Source organism: Enterococcus sp. E5-37, from assembly GCF_035726925.1.
GTDB classification, from domain to species: Bacteria; Bacillota; Bacilli; order Lactobacillales; family Enterococcaceae; genus Enterococcus_B; species Enterococcus_B faecium.
On the sequence record NZ_JAPMLG010000004.1, the window covers coordinates 125975 to 141565 of the forward strand.

Annotated in this window: 15 protein-coding genes and 1 pseudogene; 3 read left to right on the top strand and 13 right to left on the bottom strand. The window is 38.4% G+C overall.

Annotated elements, in window-relative coordinates:
- Positions 1–42: 42 nt before the first annotated feature.
- Positions 43–1053 carry a S66 family peptidase gene (locus tag OS138_RS04665; protein WP_002294465.1) on the bottom strand — a complete coding sequence of 337 codons (1011 nt, stop codon included), beginning with the start codon at positions 1051–1053 and terminating at the stop codon, positions 43–45.
- 36 nt (positions 1054–1089) lie between these two features.
- A complete protein-coding gene (locus tag OS138_RS04670; RefSeq protein WP_002294466.1) occupies positions 1090–1572 on the bottom strand; it encodes a YbaK/EbsC family protein in 483 nt (160 codons plus the stop codon).
- A 149-nt stretch (positions 1573–1721) separates the two neighbouring features.
- Here OS138_RS04670 and OS138_RS04675 point away from each other — a divergent pair, with 149 nt between their 5' ends.
- Both OS138_RS04675 and OS138_RS04680 read left to right on the top strand, forming a co-directional pair.
- A complete protein-coding gene (locus OS138_RS04675; RefSeq protein ID WP_002294467.1) occupies positions 1722–2090 on the top strand; it encodes an iron chaperone in 369 nt (122 codons plus the stop codon).
- Between the two features lie 464 nt (positions 2091–2554).
- On the top strand, positions 2555–3007 hold the full coding sequence (locus OS138_RS04680; RefSeq protein ID WP_002294470.1) for a helix-turn-helix domain-containing protein: 453 nt from the start codon (positions 2555–2557) through the stop codon (positions 3005–3007).
- Positions 3008–3130: 123 nt separating this feature from the next.
- Here OS138_RS04680 and OS138_RS04685 read toward each other — a convergent pair whose 3' ends face one another.
- From OS138_RS04685 to OS138_RS04705, 5 genes are all read right to left on the bottom strand, one after another.
- The gene (locus tag OS138_RS04685; protein ID WP_325069756.1) at positions 3131–3982 is read right to left on the bottom strand and encodes a GRP family sugar transporter; all 852 of its coding nucleotides are present in this window, start codon (positions 3980–3982) and stop codon (positions 3131–3133) included.
- Between the two features lie 12 nt (positions 3983–3994).
- Positions 3995–4780: an SDR family oxidoreductase gene (locus OS138_RS04690; protein WP_002294471.1), complete on the bottom strand. Its 786-nt coding sequence runs from the start codon at positions 4778–4780 to the stop codon at positions 3995–3997.
- Positions 4781–5174: 394 nt separating this feature from the next.
- The gene (ribF, locus tag OS138_RS04695; protein WP_002294472.1) at positions 5175–6116 is read right to left on the bottom strand and encodes a riboflavin biosynthesis protein RibF; all 942 of its coding nucleotides are present in this window, start codon (positions 6114–6116) and stop codon (positions 5175–5177) included.
- Positions 6117–6119: 3 nt separating this feature from the next.
- Entirely contained in the window at positions 6120–7043 is a 924-nt protein-coding gene (gene truB, locus OS138_RS04700; RefSeq protein ID WP_325069757.1) for a tRNA pseudouridine(55) synthase TruB, read from the bottom strand.
- A 369-nt stretch (positions 7044–7412) separates the two neighbouring features.
- Positions 7413–9776 carry a phosphoketolase family protein gene (locus OS138_RS04705; protein ID WP_325069758.1) on the bottom strand — a complete coding sequence of 788 codons (2364 nt, stop codon included), beginning with the start codon at positions 9774–9776 and terminating at the stop codon, positions 7413–7415.
- 164 nt (positions 9777–9940) lie between these two features.
- Here OS138_RS04705 and OS138_RS04710 point away from each other — a divergent pair.
- Positions 9941–10445 (top strand): annotated as a pseudogene (locus tag OS138_RS04710) (hypothetical protein); the annotation flags it as partial.
- A 107-nt stretch (positions 10446–10552) separates the two neighbouring features.
- Here the strand turns inward: OS138_RS04710 and rbfA are convergent.
- Genes rbfA through rimP form a run of 6 tightly spaced genes read right to left on the bottom strand, consistent with a single transcriptional unit; the run spans position 10553 to position 15541 of the window.
- Complete coding sequence (gene rbfA, locus OS138_RS04715; protein ID WP_002294142.1) at positions 10553–10900, bottom strand: 30S ribosome-binding factor RbfA; 348 nt, start codon at positions 10898–10900, stop codon at positions 10553–10555.
- 26 nt (positions 10901–10926) lie between these two features.
- Entirely contained in the window at positions 10927–13233 is a 2307-nt protein-coding gene (infB, locus tag OS138_RS04720; RefSeq protein WP_002294141.1) for a translation initiation factor IF-2, read from the bottom strand.
- 12 nt (positions 13234–13245) lie between these two features.
- Complete coding sequence (locus OS138_RS04725; protein WP_002288509.1) at positions 13246–13557, bottom strand: YlxQ-related RNA-binding protein; 312 nt, start codon at positions 13555–13557, stop codon at positions 13246–13248.
- Complete coding sequence (gene rnpM / locus OS138_RS04730) at positions 13554–13847, bottom strand: RNase P modulator RnpM (protein ID WP_002288501.1); 294 nt, start codon at positions 13845–13847, stop codon at positions 13554–13556. Before rnpM ends, OS138_RS04725 begins: the two co-directional genes overlap by 4 nt.
- 21 nt (positions 13848–13868) lie before the next feature.
- On the bottom strand, positions 13869–15044 hold the full coding sequence (nusA, locus tag OS138_RS04735; protein WP_002288500.1) for a transcription termination factor NusA: 1176 nt from the start codon (positions 15042–15044) through the stop codon (positions 13869–13871).
- A 23-nt stretch (positions 15045–15067) separates the two neighbouring features.
- Positions 15068–15541: a ribosome maturation factor RimP gene (gene rimP, locus OS138_RS04740; protein WP_002288499.1), complete on the bottom strand. Its 474-nt coding sequence runs from the start codon at positions 15539–15541 to the stop codon at positions 15068–15070.
- Between the last annotated feature and the right edge of the window lie 50 nt (positions 15542–15591).

Here is a 15591-nt window from a genome sequence, read left to right on the forward strand (position 1 = left end):
ATTTGTTGGTCTTTGATAAACTCCAAGGCAGGAAAAAATTTTTTAAATAAACGTTTGCAAAACAGTCGCTTTTCTATCTTCTACCGCTACTTCTGCATAGGCACCATTGATCAATGTCAGTTGTGGCGGTACATGACCACAATCAATATCATACAAGATCGGTAGTTTTAATTCCTTTGACAGATCTTCATATACATCCTTCATTTTATAATCTAACAAATCCTCTGCTGCACTTCTACCGAACATGATCCCCGAGCTGCCATCAAACCATCCTGCCAGTTTCATCTGAACAAGTGATCTTCTTAAATCAACTGACGATAGCTCACAATTTTCTAGAAACCACAAGATCGGCTTTCCATCATTATACTTTCTTTTAAAAGATTGGACATCTCCATAAGGGGTACCGATTAAATGACTGATCGTATCAATACAGCCACCTAATAATCGTCCCTTCATCCTTACTGCATCTCCGCTGACTGATTGCCAATTTGTTGGTTCAGTGAGATGGAAAACAGAAGATGATGAATGCTCATGGGGCCACTCTTTTTGATACTTTTCAGAAGGTTGCTGTAGAATCGATTCTCCTTCTCTTGTTTTCAGTACACTTTCCCACATTGCTGTCGTTTCATCCAAGTACTCTCCTCTTAAATCAATAAGGTTGGTTCCATGTGCAGTGGCTATCCCTGTTTTTAATGTGACAGCAAGTAGCAACGTACTAATATCTGAATAACCTACTATCCATTTTGGTTGTAGAGCATCAAAATCGACAAAATCGAGAATCTCAATCAATAATTCTCCTCCCCAAGGCGGAAAGATCATTTGGATATTTTCATCTTGCATCATTTGATTGAATTCATCTGCTCGTTTTCTTGCTGGACCTGATTTTTCCTTATCTTGCGTCCAAAGCGTCTTTCCAGTAACTACTTGGAAAGATTTTTCTTCCATTCTCTTTAAAGCTGATTCGAGTAACGAATGGTGTTCCTCTGATACGCCTGAGGATGGTGCAGTAACCCCAATCGTTGCATTTCTTTCTAATAATGGATAACTTATCATGTTGCTTCACCTCCAAGTATGCACTATTTTACTTGGTTAATTGTTTTTTTCGTTTGCCGGCATCAAAAATATCGGCATCTCAAGTAGCTGGATGATTTTGTTTAAGTCAACCGTTTGGATGACCATCGTTTGATCTGGTCTACCTGGTGCAAAAACAAGTTTTTCATTTGATAAGAGCTCTTCATCAATAATAATCGGAATCTGTTTTTCATAACCAAACGGAGAAACAGCGCCCTGCTTTTGTCCCGTTTGTTCTTCCATGCGTTCTGATGAAACAATAGAAAGCCTTTTACCGACGATCTTCCCTAATGCTTTGAAATCCGTTTGTTTCGTAGTAAAAGTCAGATATACGTAGTTATTATCTTTTTTATCTTTTAAGAATAAGCTTTTGGTCTCTGTACCTGTAAATCCTTGTTCTTTCTTTATTACCAAAGCATCTTCATTTGTATAAATGGCTCGATGATGATACAACTCAAAATATATATTTTCGTGTAAGAATTTCTTTGCCAAGTCAATCATTTTTATGTCTCTTTTCTATTTTATTATTTGAGACATCTTATCATATAAATATAGCGGTTACAACATTACTTGTGTTTTGTTCGTTTTTTATACATAACTATTGTTTTTCTGGTAAAATAAATCAAACCACTTAATGGAGGCGTTTTAGAATGGAAAAATTTCAGCCGATCATCAATCAGATCAAAGAAAAAGAACATCAACAAAAGATCAAAGACCTTTTTGCTAAGATAACAGAAACGTATCCCCAGCTAGACACAACTGTAAAATGGAACCAACCTATGTTTACTGACCATGGTACCTTTATTATTGCATTTAGTTTTGCTAAAAATCATTTTTCTATCGCACCGGAAAAAGCAGCGATTCGTGCCCTTGAAAAAAATATCCAAGAAGCAGGCTACGTATATACGGATAACGTCATCAAAGTTCCTTGGAAAAGTGTAATCAACTGGGAATTGATTGAACAATTGATTTCATTTAATATTGAAGATAAAAAAGGTCATGATAAATTTTGGCGATAAAGCTTTATACGAATAAACCTTTTACTGGCGAGGAAACTATTCATCAGCTTATACAGGTTTTGTTCAATCCTATCCTTTTTATCATCCCTGGTTAAACACTTAATTGACAAAGTATCTGCTATTTTTATAAGGAGTCTTTCTTGTGCTGAAAAAAATCACTGATTGAATGGCTTTGAATTTTCCACTTAGTAAAATTATTTTTTCAGCAATTTTCCTGCAAAACTTTTGAATAAGGAAAAAATACGAGAAAATATCAGTGATCTTTCATAATACTGCCCATTATTTTCAGGTATATTTAAATATAATATCACTTTAGGAGAGAACGAATTTCTTTAGAGAAAGAAAAGTTAGAATTTTCTGACTTGATTTTTACAATGACCTTAATTAAAATCGTTCTTTCTACATTTCGTGATTAAGCAAATATCAACTAAGTCAGTAGAACCATTCACATAGGAGGGTGAACATTGAAAGATTTTTACTCAGTAAATGAATTAGCCGAACAATTAGGTGTTACTACACGTTCTATCAGAAATTATCTTCATGAAGGAAAACTAAAAGGAACAAAGGTTGGCGGGCAATGGAAATTTTCTGAACGTAATCTTTTTGAGTTCCTATACGGAGATCAAGCAGAGGAAGCAGCAAAAGAAATGCAGCGATTCATGCTAAATGCACCAATCACGATGCGTTTCAACCTTCAGTATCGTGATTTTACAGCAATCAATCAAATCCGAGAACAATTAGTCCAGTACCATAACGATGTTTACGCAAATAAAAAAGACCGTCTTTTACAATACGATCTTTATAAAGACAATCATGCGGAGATACTAATCGGTGGTAACTTCAATCATGTCGTAAATTTTAGTCAATGGATCAATGAAAAATTATTGATGCAGACAGATATTTCACTTGTATCTTAAACAATTAAAAAGCGCTAGAAATTCCAGAGATGTTGGAAATTCTAGCGCTATTTTTTTATAAGTACTTACTGTTTGGTTCAAACAAATATTTTTTTAATAAATGAGATTTTACCATCTTTATCCTCAAATAAAGACCGTGACCATGCTTCCTACTACGATCAGCAATAATCCGATAATCGTTAATTTTTTTTCTTTTGGTGTCTTATTTTCATGCAGGATGTACATACCGCCTAATGTAGAGATAACTACGTTTAGCTGTGTAATGATATATGCAGTAGCAACCCCATTTTCATTTGCTGAAAAAATATAAGCCAATGCTGACACACTGAAGATGGCTCCAACTATTGTTGCTTTCCAACTCTTGTCTTCAGAAAATGCGGTTGGTTTTCGGAAAATCACATAAATCACTGCCCCTAAAAAGACACCGATCATTTGCGGAAAGAAAAGGGAAAGTCCGCTTGCATCAACTAGTTTGGGCAATGCACTGTAAACCCAATAACCAATACTTGTTGATGCTAATAGACTGATTCCTTTTGTGATACCGCCTTTTTTTCCAGGATCATCACTGATTGCCGTTAAAGCAGAACCAAATACAAGAAGAATGATTGCTGCTGCACCAATGATTTTTCCCATACTTCCAGACCATTCTCCAAAAGCGAAGACACCAATCAATGAGGTTCCGACTAACTGTAATGCAGTCGAAATTGGCATCGTTTTAGAAACACCAATCAAGTTGAAAGATGTATACTGTCCTGTTTGTCCGATGACCCAGAATGCACCAGAAAGTAAACTAATCAAAAATGTAGTCACTGAAATACCAGCTGGAGAAGCGAATAATTGAACAAGTAAGCCAACGAGCACGGCTCCAATACCAGTTCCTAATATCTCATTTGTTGGTCTGCCACCAATCTTTTTCAAAATCAGTGGCTGGATCCCCCACCCAACTGCCGGGATCAATGCAATCAATAAACCCATTTTTATTCACCCTTATCCTTTTCCACCTTGGAAAGAAGGATATAAAGTCATCCCACCATCTGCAAATAGTGTAATACCTGTAACATAACTGGATTCGTCTGAAGCCAACCATGCAGCTGTCGCCGCTATTTCTTTTGGTTCACCTACGCGTCCTAGTGGGATCATACTTTCCAAGAGTTCTTTTTGTTCAGGATCATCAAATTTTGCCGCATTAATAGGTGTACGGATAGCACCAGGTCCTATACTATTGATTCTGATTCCCTTTGGTGCGTACTCCATTGCTACCGTTTCGGTGAATAGTTTTACTCCGCCTTTTGAAGCAGCGTAATGAGCAAACGTTGGCCATGGGATTTGTTCATGAACAGAAGACATATTGATGATATTTCCTTTTTTATCATTCTCTGTAAAGTAATTTAAAGCCGCTTTCGTTCCGATAAAAACGCCAGTCAAATTGACTTTTAATACTCTTTCCCAATCTTCAAGGCTAAGTTCATGGGTTGGATGCTGATTTTCCATCCCAGCATTATTAATCCAAACGTCCAGTGTCCCAAAATTTTCTAAAGCCGTATCAAGTAAACGCTGTATTCCTTCTTCAGAACTGACATCTGCTTGTACAGAGACTGCTTTTCCGCCTGCCTCTTCGATTGCTTTGACTGCTTTTTCTGCTCCTTCTTTATCCGAGTTATAGTTGACAACTACATTCATTTTTTCTTTCCCGAATCGTTGAGCAATCGCTGTTCCAATCCCCTTTGAGCCACCAGTTACTACTGCGACTTTGTTTTCTAATTCCTTATACATAGTACCCACTCCTTTTTCATACCTAAACCTGTTATTACGGATAACTTTTATTTCCGTCTTAAAGTGAGTGTACACCAAGATATATAGTCTAAAGCAAATGATACGCTTTAGCAATCGTTTTCATGAATTGCTAGTGTCCTTTTATTTCTATAAAGAAAGAGGTTGTGACAGAAGTGGCCAGCTTCAAGAAATAAGAAGTAATTTACAAAAATTACTTCTCAAATTTTTGTGAAATTTCGGCTTATTTCCGAAGAAGCTACTTCTGAAAAACCATTTATTTGGAAAAAAAGGCTGTGACAAGACTTTTGTCACAGCCCCTTTCCTGGGCTTATTTATCACCCATTTTATTGAAATTGCTAGTTATACATAAACAAGAGATTTTATGCATAATGTTTTATTGCTGAGAAAAATATTCAGCTGTTGCTTGTTCATCCTCTTTGAGTTGTTCAATCAATTCCTCTACACTAGAAAATTTCACTTGATCTCTTAAAAATTGATTCCAGCGTACTGCGACATGTTCACCATAGATATCTTGATTAAAGTCCAAAATATACAATTCTACAGTCAGCTCCCGTCCTTCACCGAATGTATCATTATGTCCAATTGAACCCATGGCTGGATACCAAATTTCCCCAATTTTTATTTCCGATACATAAACACCTTCTTTAGGCAAATGAACTGTGCTCTTTACTTTGACATTTGCTGTAGGGAATCCTAGTAGTCTGCCTCGTGCATCGCCATGGACAACTACCCCTTCTACCTCATATGTGCAACCTAATAGTTTTGCTGCTTCTTTTACTTGTCCGCTGTCTAGTAATCCTCGAATACGGGTAGAGCTGATTTTTTCACCTTGTTCTTCTTCTTTAGAAACTGTGACGATTTTGAATCTTCCTTTGGCATATTCAGGAAAATGAGCGACATCTGCAATGTCTTTTGGTCCATACGTATAATCAAAACCGGAAACAGCATATTTTGCATGTAACCCTACGATGTATTGATCAACAAATTCCTGCGGTGCTAAATGAGCAAAAGAAGAAGTAAAATCAACTTCATATAAATAATCTATACCCAAAGCGGCCATTTTTTCTTCTTTTTGCTTAAGGCTAGTCAAATATTTCACGCTGCTAGGATCGATCTTTTTAAAGACAATCGATGGATGCTGATTGAAAGTCATCAATGCTAATTTCAATCCTTCTTTTTGTGCAATTTCCATACCTGTCTTTATGACTTTCTGGTGTCCAATATGCACGCCGTCAAAAAATCCCAGTACTAAAACGACATCGTCTTCTGGAATTTGTTCTGATTGGTAAGGATGTCTGATCTTGATGATATTCATTCGTTATTCCTCATTTCTCAATACTTTACTAGGTTTTAATTTGTTTTTTTCTTTCGGGTTTGGCTGATAGATACTGACAACTTTGCCTTTATAAAACAAAGCAATTTCTTCTGACGGCATTTCTGGGAGCGCAAATACAGTATAATTAAGTCTCATACCGTTTTTTACTTTCTGCCATACTTCATCAGTAATATCTACTCGTTTGAATCGTTTCACTCCTTTTTCTATTGGCAGCAAACAATCATCGATTGTCCCATTTTTCACAGCTTGAGCTACTTCTTCTAATGTCAGAGCATCTTTCTGGGACATACCGGCACTTGCTGTTCGGGTCAGATCAGACATGTGCGCAGGGTAACCAAGTTTCTTGCCTGTATCTACAGCTAATGTGCGGACATAGGTTCCTTTCCCGCATTCTACTTCGAAGCGCCAAGAAATGGTTCCTGTCACTTCGTCTCTTGTCAATTCACTTGTCCGGATAAAACGGTAAATCTGAGCCTTTCTAACAGGACGCTCCACTGTTTCATTATTGCGGGCATATTCATATAACCGCTTACCGTTGACTTTTATCGCTGAGTACATTGGTGGTATCTGGGTGATCTCACCAATAAATGAAGCCATCACTTCATCTATTTTTTCTTCAGATAAAGACATATCTACTGGTTTTGTTTCTACCCGTTCTCCGGATCGATCTTCCGTCGTTGTACTGAAACCTAGAGTTATCTCGCCTACATAGATTTTCCCAGAATCTGTCAAATATTCGATAACTTTTGTGGCTTTTCCAATACAAATGGGCAACACACCGTCTACGTCTGGGTCAAGCGTACCCCCATGTCCGATTTTTTTCGTATGTAAGATTTTTCTTAATTTGAATACGCAATCATGACTTGTCATTCCGCGTTCTTTCCATAAAGTTAATAACCCGTCCATGTCTTTTCTCCATTTCATTTTTGATTTAACTGAATTATTATAACACATTGCATCAATTACTGACGAATTTGACATCATAATGAACGGTTTTTATTTTTCGGCAATAAAAACGTAACAAAATTCATGCTCACGTAAATAGAAATCATGTTATGTTTTTTTTAAAGGAGGGAATAGAATGGAAGATTTTTTCTTTGCACCATTTGATTGGATTTATGGGTGGCTTACAGGTAAATAGTTTGGTTTTCACTTCCCAAAAACGAAAAAAAAGACTGTCCATTCTTCCAGTCTTTTTTCCGTTTTTTTTTATTTATTTTTTCAGTTTCTTAATCAATGTAAAAAATTCTGTTTTGCGGGATCGATTTTATCATTTTATTGGTCAAGATTTTTCCATTTCCAATCCAATACTTCTGGCAGATCAATACCATTTTCACGAATATAGTTTTGATGTTCTTGTAATTTCTGATCCATTTTTTCCGCAAAATCTTCTGCTTGACTTCCTTTGATTTTTAAAGCTGCGTCTTTTGCCAAATGATAACGATCAAGTTCATTTACTACACGCATGTCAAATGGTGTCGTGATATCTCCATTTTCTTTGTAGCCATGAATCATTAAATGATGGTTATGACGATCAAAGAAAATCGTGCGGACCAATGTTTCATAACCGTGGAAAGCAAATAAGATCGGTTTGTCTTTTGTAAAATATTGATCAAATTCTTCATCGCTCAACCCACGCGGATCTTGACTTGGATGACGTAATTTCAATAAATCTACGACATTGATGAACCGAATTTTTAGTTTTGGGAATTCTTCCAGCAGCAAAGTTACAGCTGCTAATGCTTCTAAGTTAGATTCCGTTCCTGCAGCAGCAATGACCAATTCAGGTTCCTCCTCTTTTGCTGTCGAAGCCCAATCAATGATTTTCAAGCCTTCATTCACTAAGACGGCTGCTTCTTCTGCTGAGTAAAATTGAGCACGCGGATGTTTGGAAGAGATGATCAAATTGATTTTTTCTGACGAGCGGAATGCTTTATCCATGACTGCGAGCAATGTATTTGCATCCGCAGGCAGATATTCACGGATGAACTCCGCCTTCTTTTCTGCCAAATGTGTCAATATTCCTGGATCTTGGTGGCTATATCCATTGTGATCTTGCTGGAAGACTGTTGAGCTTGCAATGAGATTCAGCGAAGGATAATCTTTTCGCCAAGAAAGGTCATGTGATTTCCGTATCCATTTGAAGTGCTGAGTCAACATAGAGTCAACCACTCGCAAGAATGATTCGTAACTTGCAAAAAAACCATGCCGTCCAGTCAGAACGTACCCTTCTAAGAACCCTTCATCTTGGTGTTCCGATAATTGACTGTCGATGACGCGACCAGATGGCGAAAGCCATTCATCATTTTCTGGTTCGATTTTTTCCATCCATTGGCGATTTGTCGTTTTGAAAACTTGATTCAATCGGTTTGATTTTGTTTCATCTGGTCCAAATATACGGAAATTTTCTGGATTTTTCTCAATGATCTCGCGAACGAATTTACCAAGTTCGGTCATATCTTCTGCTTTAACGGAGCCTGGTTTTTCAAATTGCAAAGTATATTTTTTCCAATCTGGCATAATAAGCGGTCTTGGATCGATTCCACCATTGGTGATAGGATTTTTTGCCATTCTTTGGTCACCAGTAGGCGCAATTTCTCTGATTTCTTCTAAAATACGTCCTTGTGCATCAAATAATTTTTCTGGTTCATAGGATTTCAGCCAACGGAGTAAAGCATCTACATGATCCATATGTTCTTGATCTACAGGAATCGGTACTTGGTGTGCTCGGAAGGTTCCTTCAATTGGTTCCCCGTCCCATTCTTTTGGACCGGTCCATCCTTTTGGTGTGCGTACGATCAATACTGGCCATTTTGGCATCACGACATCTGTTGCTGTCTTCAGGCGAGCTTCTTTTTGGATGGATTTGATTTTCTCGATTGCTTGATCCATTTTTTCAGCCATAACAGGATTTAATTTTTCTGGATCATTTCCTTCAATAAAGAAAGGCTCCCAGCCAAGTCCGTTAAAGTAATTTGCTAATTCTCCATCTGATTTACGTGCCAAGATCGTTGGGTTGGCTATTTTTGCACCATTTAAATGAAGGATCGGTAAAACAGCTCCATCTATCACTGGATTGATAAAGACATTTGAGAACCAGCTTCCAGCTAAAGGACCGGTTTCTGCTTCACCATCACCAATCACGACAGCAGAGATTACTTCAGGATTGTCTAATACAGCTCCGACTGCATGTGAAAGAGAGTATCCAAGCTCTCCGCCTTCATGGATAGAACCTGGTGTTTCTGGTGCTGCATGAGAAGCAATGCCTCCAGGAAATGAAAATCGCTTGAATAATTTTTGCATTCCTGTCTCATCTTCCGTTACTTCTGGATAGATCTCTGTGTAACTTCCATCTAAATAAGCATTCGATACCATGACTTGTCCGCCGTGTCCTGGCCCTTCGATATAAAACATGTTCAAATCATATTTATTGATGACTCGGTTCAAATGGACATAAATAAAATTTTGGCCAGGAATCGTTCCCCAATGACCGATTGGATGTTTTTTGACATCTTCTGGTTTCAGTGTACGTCTCAGTAAGGGGTTATCTTTAAGATAAAGTTGCCCAACAGAAAGATAATTAGCAGCACGCCACCAAGCCGTCATTTTATCAAAGTATTCTTTACTAGAATAATCCATACATAACACTCCTTTTCATTATTACTCTTATTCTAGCGCAGATACTCCCAATTGAAACCTAATAAGCACTTCTGTTCATTTGTTTGGATTTTATATCTAGCCAAATGAACAGGTATAAAAAACCACGAAATTTTTCCTTTCGCTGACGTTTTTTACATTGATCCAAAAAACTTGTCGTTATCACAATGGCTGTTCCGCAGTTCATTTCGCTCCTCATCATGCATAATTTGCTGAATGACGCTAGGCCAGTTAACACATTGTTGGAAAACTGGGGCTGGATCGAGCAATTCCTTTCCTGATTGATCCGTTTTATGTAAAAGTCTCTGTTATCTTTGTCAATATGTGAATTGGTATCCCAGCTACTATGCTAATTTCTACAGGGATTATCCAAAATTTGGATCGTGACCAAATCGAAGCGGCGTAATCGGAAATATCAATAACTTCAACGTGATTTTTCTTTTAACTGTCAACGGACCGACAAACTCAAACTTTTATGGTGCAGGTTCCACTGATCTTCTAGTTACTTGGCTATACCTGACTGTCACTAAAATAGATTACAATCTAGCTTCCGTTATCGGTATCTTGATCTTTATCTATATGCAAAAATTTATATACTATAGAAAAAAGAAAGTCGAATTTTTTACTTTTCTTTTTCTCTTTTTTGGTTAGCTGACACGCTACCAGACTAAAGTCATGGAACTCTTAGGTAATACGTCTTAATGAAAACAAAAAAATCCCGCAACCCCTGATTTCACAGGATTTGCGGGATTTTTTGATTAGTCTTTGTTCAAGTCGCGAAGCAATTCATCGATATGGTTCCCATAGACAACTGATTCATCAAGTTCAAAGAACAATTCAGGTGTCTTATAAATACTTAGATTGTGCCCTAACTCTCGACGAATCAATCCTGATGCTTTATTCAATCCATCTTGTGCTTTTTTCTTATCTGATGCTAAGTCAGATAAAATGCTGTAATAGATCGTTGCTTGCTGTAAGTCCCCCGTAACTTTCACATCTGTGATCGTTACGTTCTCCACACGAGGGTCACGGACCTTTTTGCGCAAAATATCATTGACTTCTTTTAAGATTTCTTGACCGACTCGGCGATCACGGTAGTTAGCCATAATGATTGGCCTCCTTTTATCAGTTTTTAGTCATTTTTGACTTCTTCCATGATAAATCCTTCAATTACGTCATCTACTTTGATGTCATTGAATTTTTCAATCATCGCACCACATTCATAACCCATTTTGACTTCTTTCACGTCATCTTTGAATCGTTTCAGACTTGCAAGTTGGCCTTCATAGATTACGATTCCGTCACGGATTACACGGACACCGCTATCTCTACGAATATATCCTTCTGTTACATAGGCACCTGCAATCGTACCAACTTTAGAAACTTTGAAGGTTTCACGAACGATCATTTGACCGGTGATTTTTTCTTCAAATTCAGGGTCTAGCATCCCTTTCATCGCAGTTTCGATTTCTTCGATGGCTTTATAGATGATACGGTGAAGACGAATATCGACTTCTTCAGTATCAGCTTGCACTTTTGCCTGCGGTGTAGGACGAACGTTGAAACCGATGATAATAGCGTTGCTGGCTGCTGCTAAGGTTACATCACTTTCATTGATTGCTCCGACAGCTGAATGGACGATTTTTACACGGACACCTTCCACATCAATCTTCTTCAATGATGCAGCCAGTGCTTCTGCTGAACCTTGTACATCTGCTTTGATGATTACGTTAACTTCTTTCAATTCGCCTTCTTTCAGGCTTTCAAATAAGTTGTCCAAAGTCACACGGCTTGTGGCAGCACGGTTTTCCAATAATGCACGTTTTGCGCGTTCTTCACCCGCTGCACGTGCTGTCTTTTCGTCTTCGAAGACTACGAAACGGTCACCTGCTTGAGGTACATCATTCAAGCCAGTGATTTCTACTGGCGTTGCAGGTCCTGCTTCTTTATCGCGACGGCCAAGATCGTTTGTCATTACACGGACACGTCCGTAAGTATTACCGACAACGATTGGGTCACCAACGTGAAGTGTTCCTTCTTGGACAAGTAAGGTTGACACAGGACCTTTACCTTTATCAAGACGTGCTTCGATCACTGTTCCGATTGCGCGTTGTGTTGGATCTGCTTTTAAATCTTCTACTTCTGCGACTAACAGGATCATTTCCAGCAATTCTTCGATGTTTTGGCCGAATTTCGCTGAGATCTCAACAAAAATCGTTTCTCCACCCCATGCTTCAGGAATTAATTCATACTCACTTAATTCTTGCATAACATGCTGAGGATTTGCACCTGGTTTATCAATTTTATTTACAGCGACGATGATTGGAACGCCTGCAGCTTTGGCATGGTTGATTGCTTCAACTGTTTGTGGCATGACGCCATCATCTGCAGCAACAACTAAGATCGTGATATCTGTGATACTTGCTCCACGTGCACGCATACTTGTAAAGGCCGCATGTCCTGGTGTATCCAAGAAAGTGATTGGTTTACCATCAATATCGATCTGGTAGGCACCGATATGCTGTGTGATTCCGCCGGCTTCGCCGCTTGTTACACGTGAATGGCGCAATGTATCCAATAAGGTTGTTTTCCCGTGGTCTACGTGTCCCATAATCGTTACTACTGGCGGACGTGAGACTAATTTATCTGGATCGACTTCTTCTGCCTCGAAGAATTTATCGATATCAGCAATGTCAACTTGGACTTTTTCTTGTGGTTCCATGCCATAGTCCGTCGCTAACAGTTCAATCGTATCTTTATCCAGTGCTTGGTTTTGATTGACCATGACACCAAGCATAAATAATTTTTTAATGATTTCTGCTGGCTCACGATGAATTTTTTTCGCAATATCTGCTACGTTCATACCTTCAGTATACTCTAATACATCTGGCAATTCACGGAATTTGCGTGGTGGTACAGCTGGTTTAGTTGATTGTTGCTGTTTGCCTTTTTTACCTTTTTTATTATAACGATTACGGTTATTATTATTAAATTTGCCGCGATTGTTATTGTTTGGTTTGTTGTTATTGTTAGTACGGTTTTGATTGCCGCCTTGGCTCGTTCCTTGACGATTTTGGCTGCTGGTATTTCCCGTATTATTTTGGTTTGTTGTTGGTTTTTTTCCTTGATTCACTTGACCGCTCCCTTGACCGCGATCTTGATAACTGCGGTTATTTTTATTTTTTTGTTGATTGTTCGTTGTTTCTTTTTTACGTTGATCGTTCGGCTGTTGATTGGCTGGTTTTCTGCTTGCTTGTTGTGCAGCTTGTTGTTTCGTGCTTGGGTTTTTGAACGCTTGTTGCAATTTCTTCTCATCACTGCTAGTAATCGCACCCATATGGTTTTTCACATCGATGCCAAGTTGTTGTGCTTTTTCCACGACGTCTTTACTAGATTTTTTGAGTTCTTTTGCTAATTCATAGATTCTTTTGTTGCCCATGCAATCACCTTCCTAACCTTCAATTAGCTCCTTGGTCTTCTTCGCAAATCCGGCATCCATTATTCCGAATACCTTGCGAGGTTTTCCGATCATCTGCGTGATTTCTGCTTCAGAAAATAGCTCAAAGCAAGGAACTTCATAATATGAACTCTTATCTTTTATCTTTTTTCTTGTATTCTCACTTGCATCGGTTGCCACAAACACCAATTTTGCTTTTTGTTTGCGGATTTCAGCAATGGTCAGTTCTTCACCCGTGATTAGTTTTCCCGCGCGCATCGCTAGACCGATGAGATTCATGGCTTTTTGCCGATTAACTGTATTCATTTTCCAAATAACTCTTTACGTGCTTTTTGGTGAGTGACATAGTCAAGAAGTTCTTGATAAAACTCATCTGTTAATGTTGTTTCGAGTACTCGATCGAGAATTTTTTTATCCCAAGCTTGTTGTACTTCTTCCGGCTCAAGTGAGACATACGCTCCTCGTCCAGGCATTTTTCCAGTTGGATCGATCGATACTTCCCCTTCTTTTGAACGGGTGATTCGGACCATCTCTTTTTTAGGTTTCATTTCACCTGAAACCACGGATTTGCGTAAAGGAATTTTCCTTTGTTTCATCTCTTTGCCTCCTTACTAAAGTTAAGCTTCTGGTTTTTCTTCGACCGTTTCATTGTTGAATGCAATTGTTTCATATTCATCGTCTGTTAAATCTGACTGAACGATTGCTTCATCATGCAGTTCTTCTGTTTCTTTTTGTTGTTCTTGATTTTCATAAAATTCCGTCATGTCAGATTCTGATTTGATATCGATTTTATGGTTAGTCAATTTAGCAGCTAAACGTGCATTTTGTCCGCGTTTACCGATTGCTAGCGATAATTGGTAGTCTGGAACGACAACTGTGCAGGCCTTTGGATTTGTCTCATCGAAGATCACATCCATGACTTGTGCAGGATTCAATGCATTTGCGATGAATACAGCTGGATCTTCATTCCATTCGACGATATCCATGTTTTCGCCTTTTAATTCATTGACGATTGCTTGAACTCGTTGTCCCTTTGGCCCGACACATGTACCGACTGCATCGATATTTGGATCATTTGAGCGAACTGCCACTTTTGAACGATCGCCAGCTTCACGGGCGATGCTGACAATTTCAACGATTCCATCATAGACTTCTGGTACTTCTTGTTCAAATAAGCGACGCAATAGGTCTGGATGGCTGCGGCTAACAAATACTTGCGGACCTTTAGACGTATTTTCTACTCGGGAAACATAAACTTTGATTCGATCATGTGGTTGATAAAATTCATTTGGCATTTGATCTTGTTTAGAAAGAACTGCCTCAATTTTACCAAGATTGACATAAATATAACGTTTATCCTGGCGTTCGACGATTCCTTGCATGATGTCTTTTTCATAAGCACTGAATTCGTTATAAATAATCGTTCTTTCTGCTTCACGTACACGCTGTAAAATAACTTGTTTAGCCGTTTGCGCAGCGATCCGTCCAAAATCTTTTGGTGTTACTTCAAAACGGATCGTATCACCGATCTCATATGCTGGATTGATTAAAAGTGCATCTTTCAATGAGACTTCCAACTGTGAATCCATCACTTCTTCCGTTACTTCTTTTACCGCATAGACATGGATCTTTCCTTTTTTCTGATCAAATTCCACTTCGACGTTTTGTGCTTGGCCATAGTGACGTTTGTATGCAGAAACCAATGCTGCTTCTAAAGCATCGATCACGATTTCTTTTGAGATCCCTTTTTCAGCTTCTAAAGCGTCTAACGCATTTAACATTTCTTTACTCATTTTTTTCTGATTCCTCTCCGTGATTAAAATTGGATAGCTAAGCGAGCTTTTGCAATATTTTTTCGGTCAAAAGTCAATTCTTTTTCTCGTGTTTTTATGCGTATTTTCAATGTAAGCTGTTCAGCATCAAATGATTGAAGAAATCCTTCATATTGTTTTTCGCCATCTACTGGTTGGTATAAGGAGACATGGACATAATCACCAAGTGCCTTTTCATAGTCGCTTTCTTTTTTCAATGGCCGCTCTGCTCCCGGGGAGGATACCTCCAGGAAATAAGCTTGAGGAATCGGATCTGGATCTGCTGCATCAAGTTTTTCACTCAGTTTCTCACTGACAAAGGCGCATTCTTCGATATCGATACCGCCTTCTTTGTCAATAAATACTCGTAAGAACCAGCTTTTTCCTTCTTTTACAAATTCGACTTCGACAAGTTCAAAATTTTGTTCATCTAAAATCGGTGTCACCATTTCTGTGACTGTTTCAACGACGCTACTCAAAAGTTTCGCCTCCTTAAAAATTAAGTGCGTAATTCCATTAAAAAGAGTGA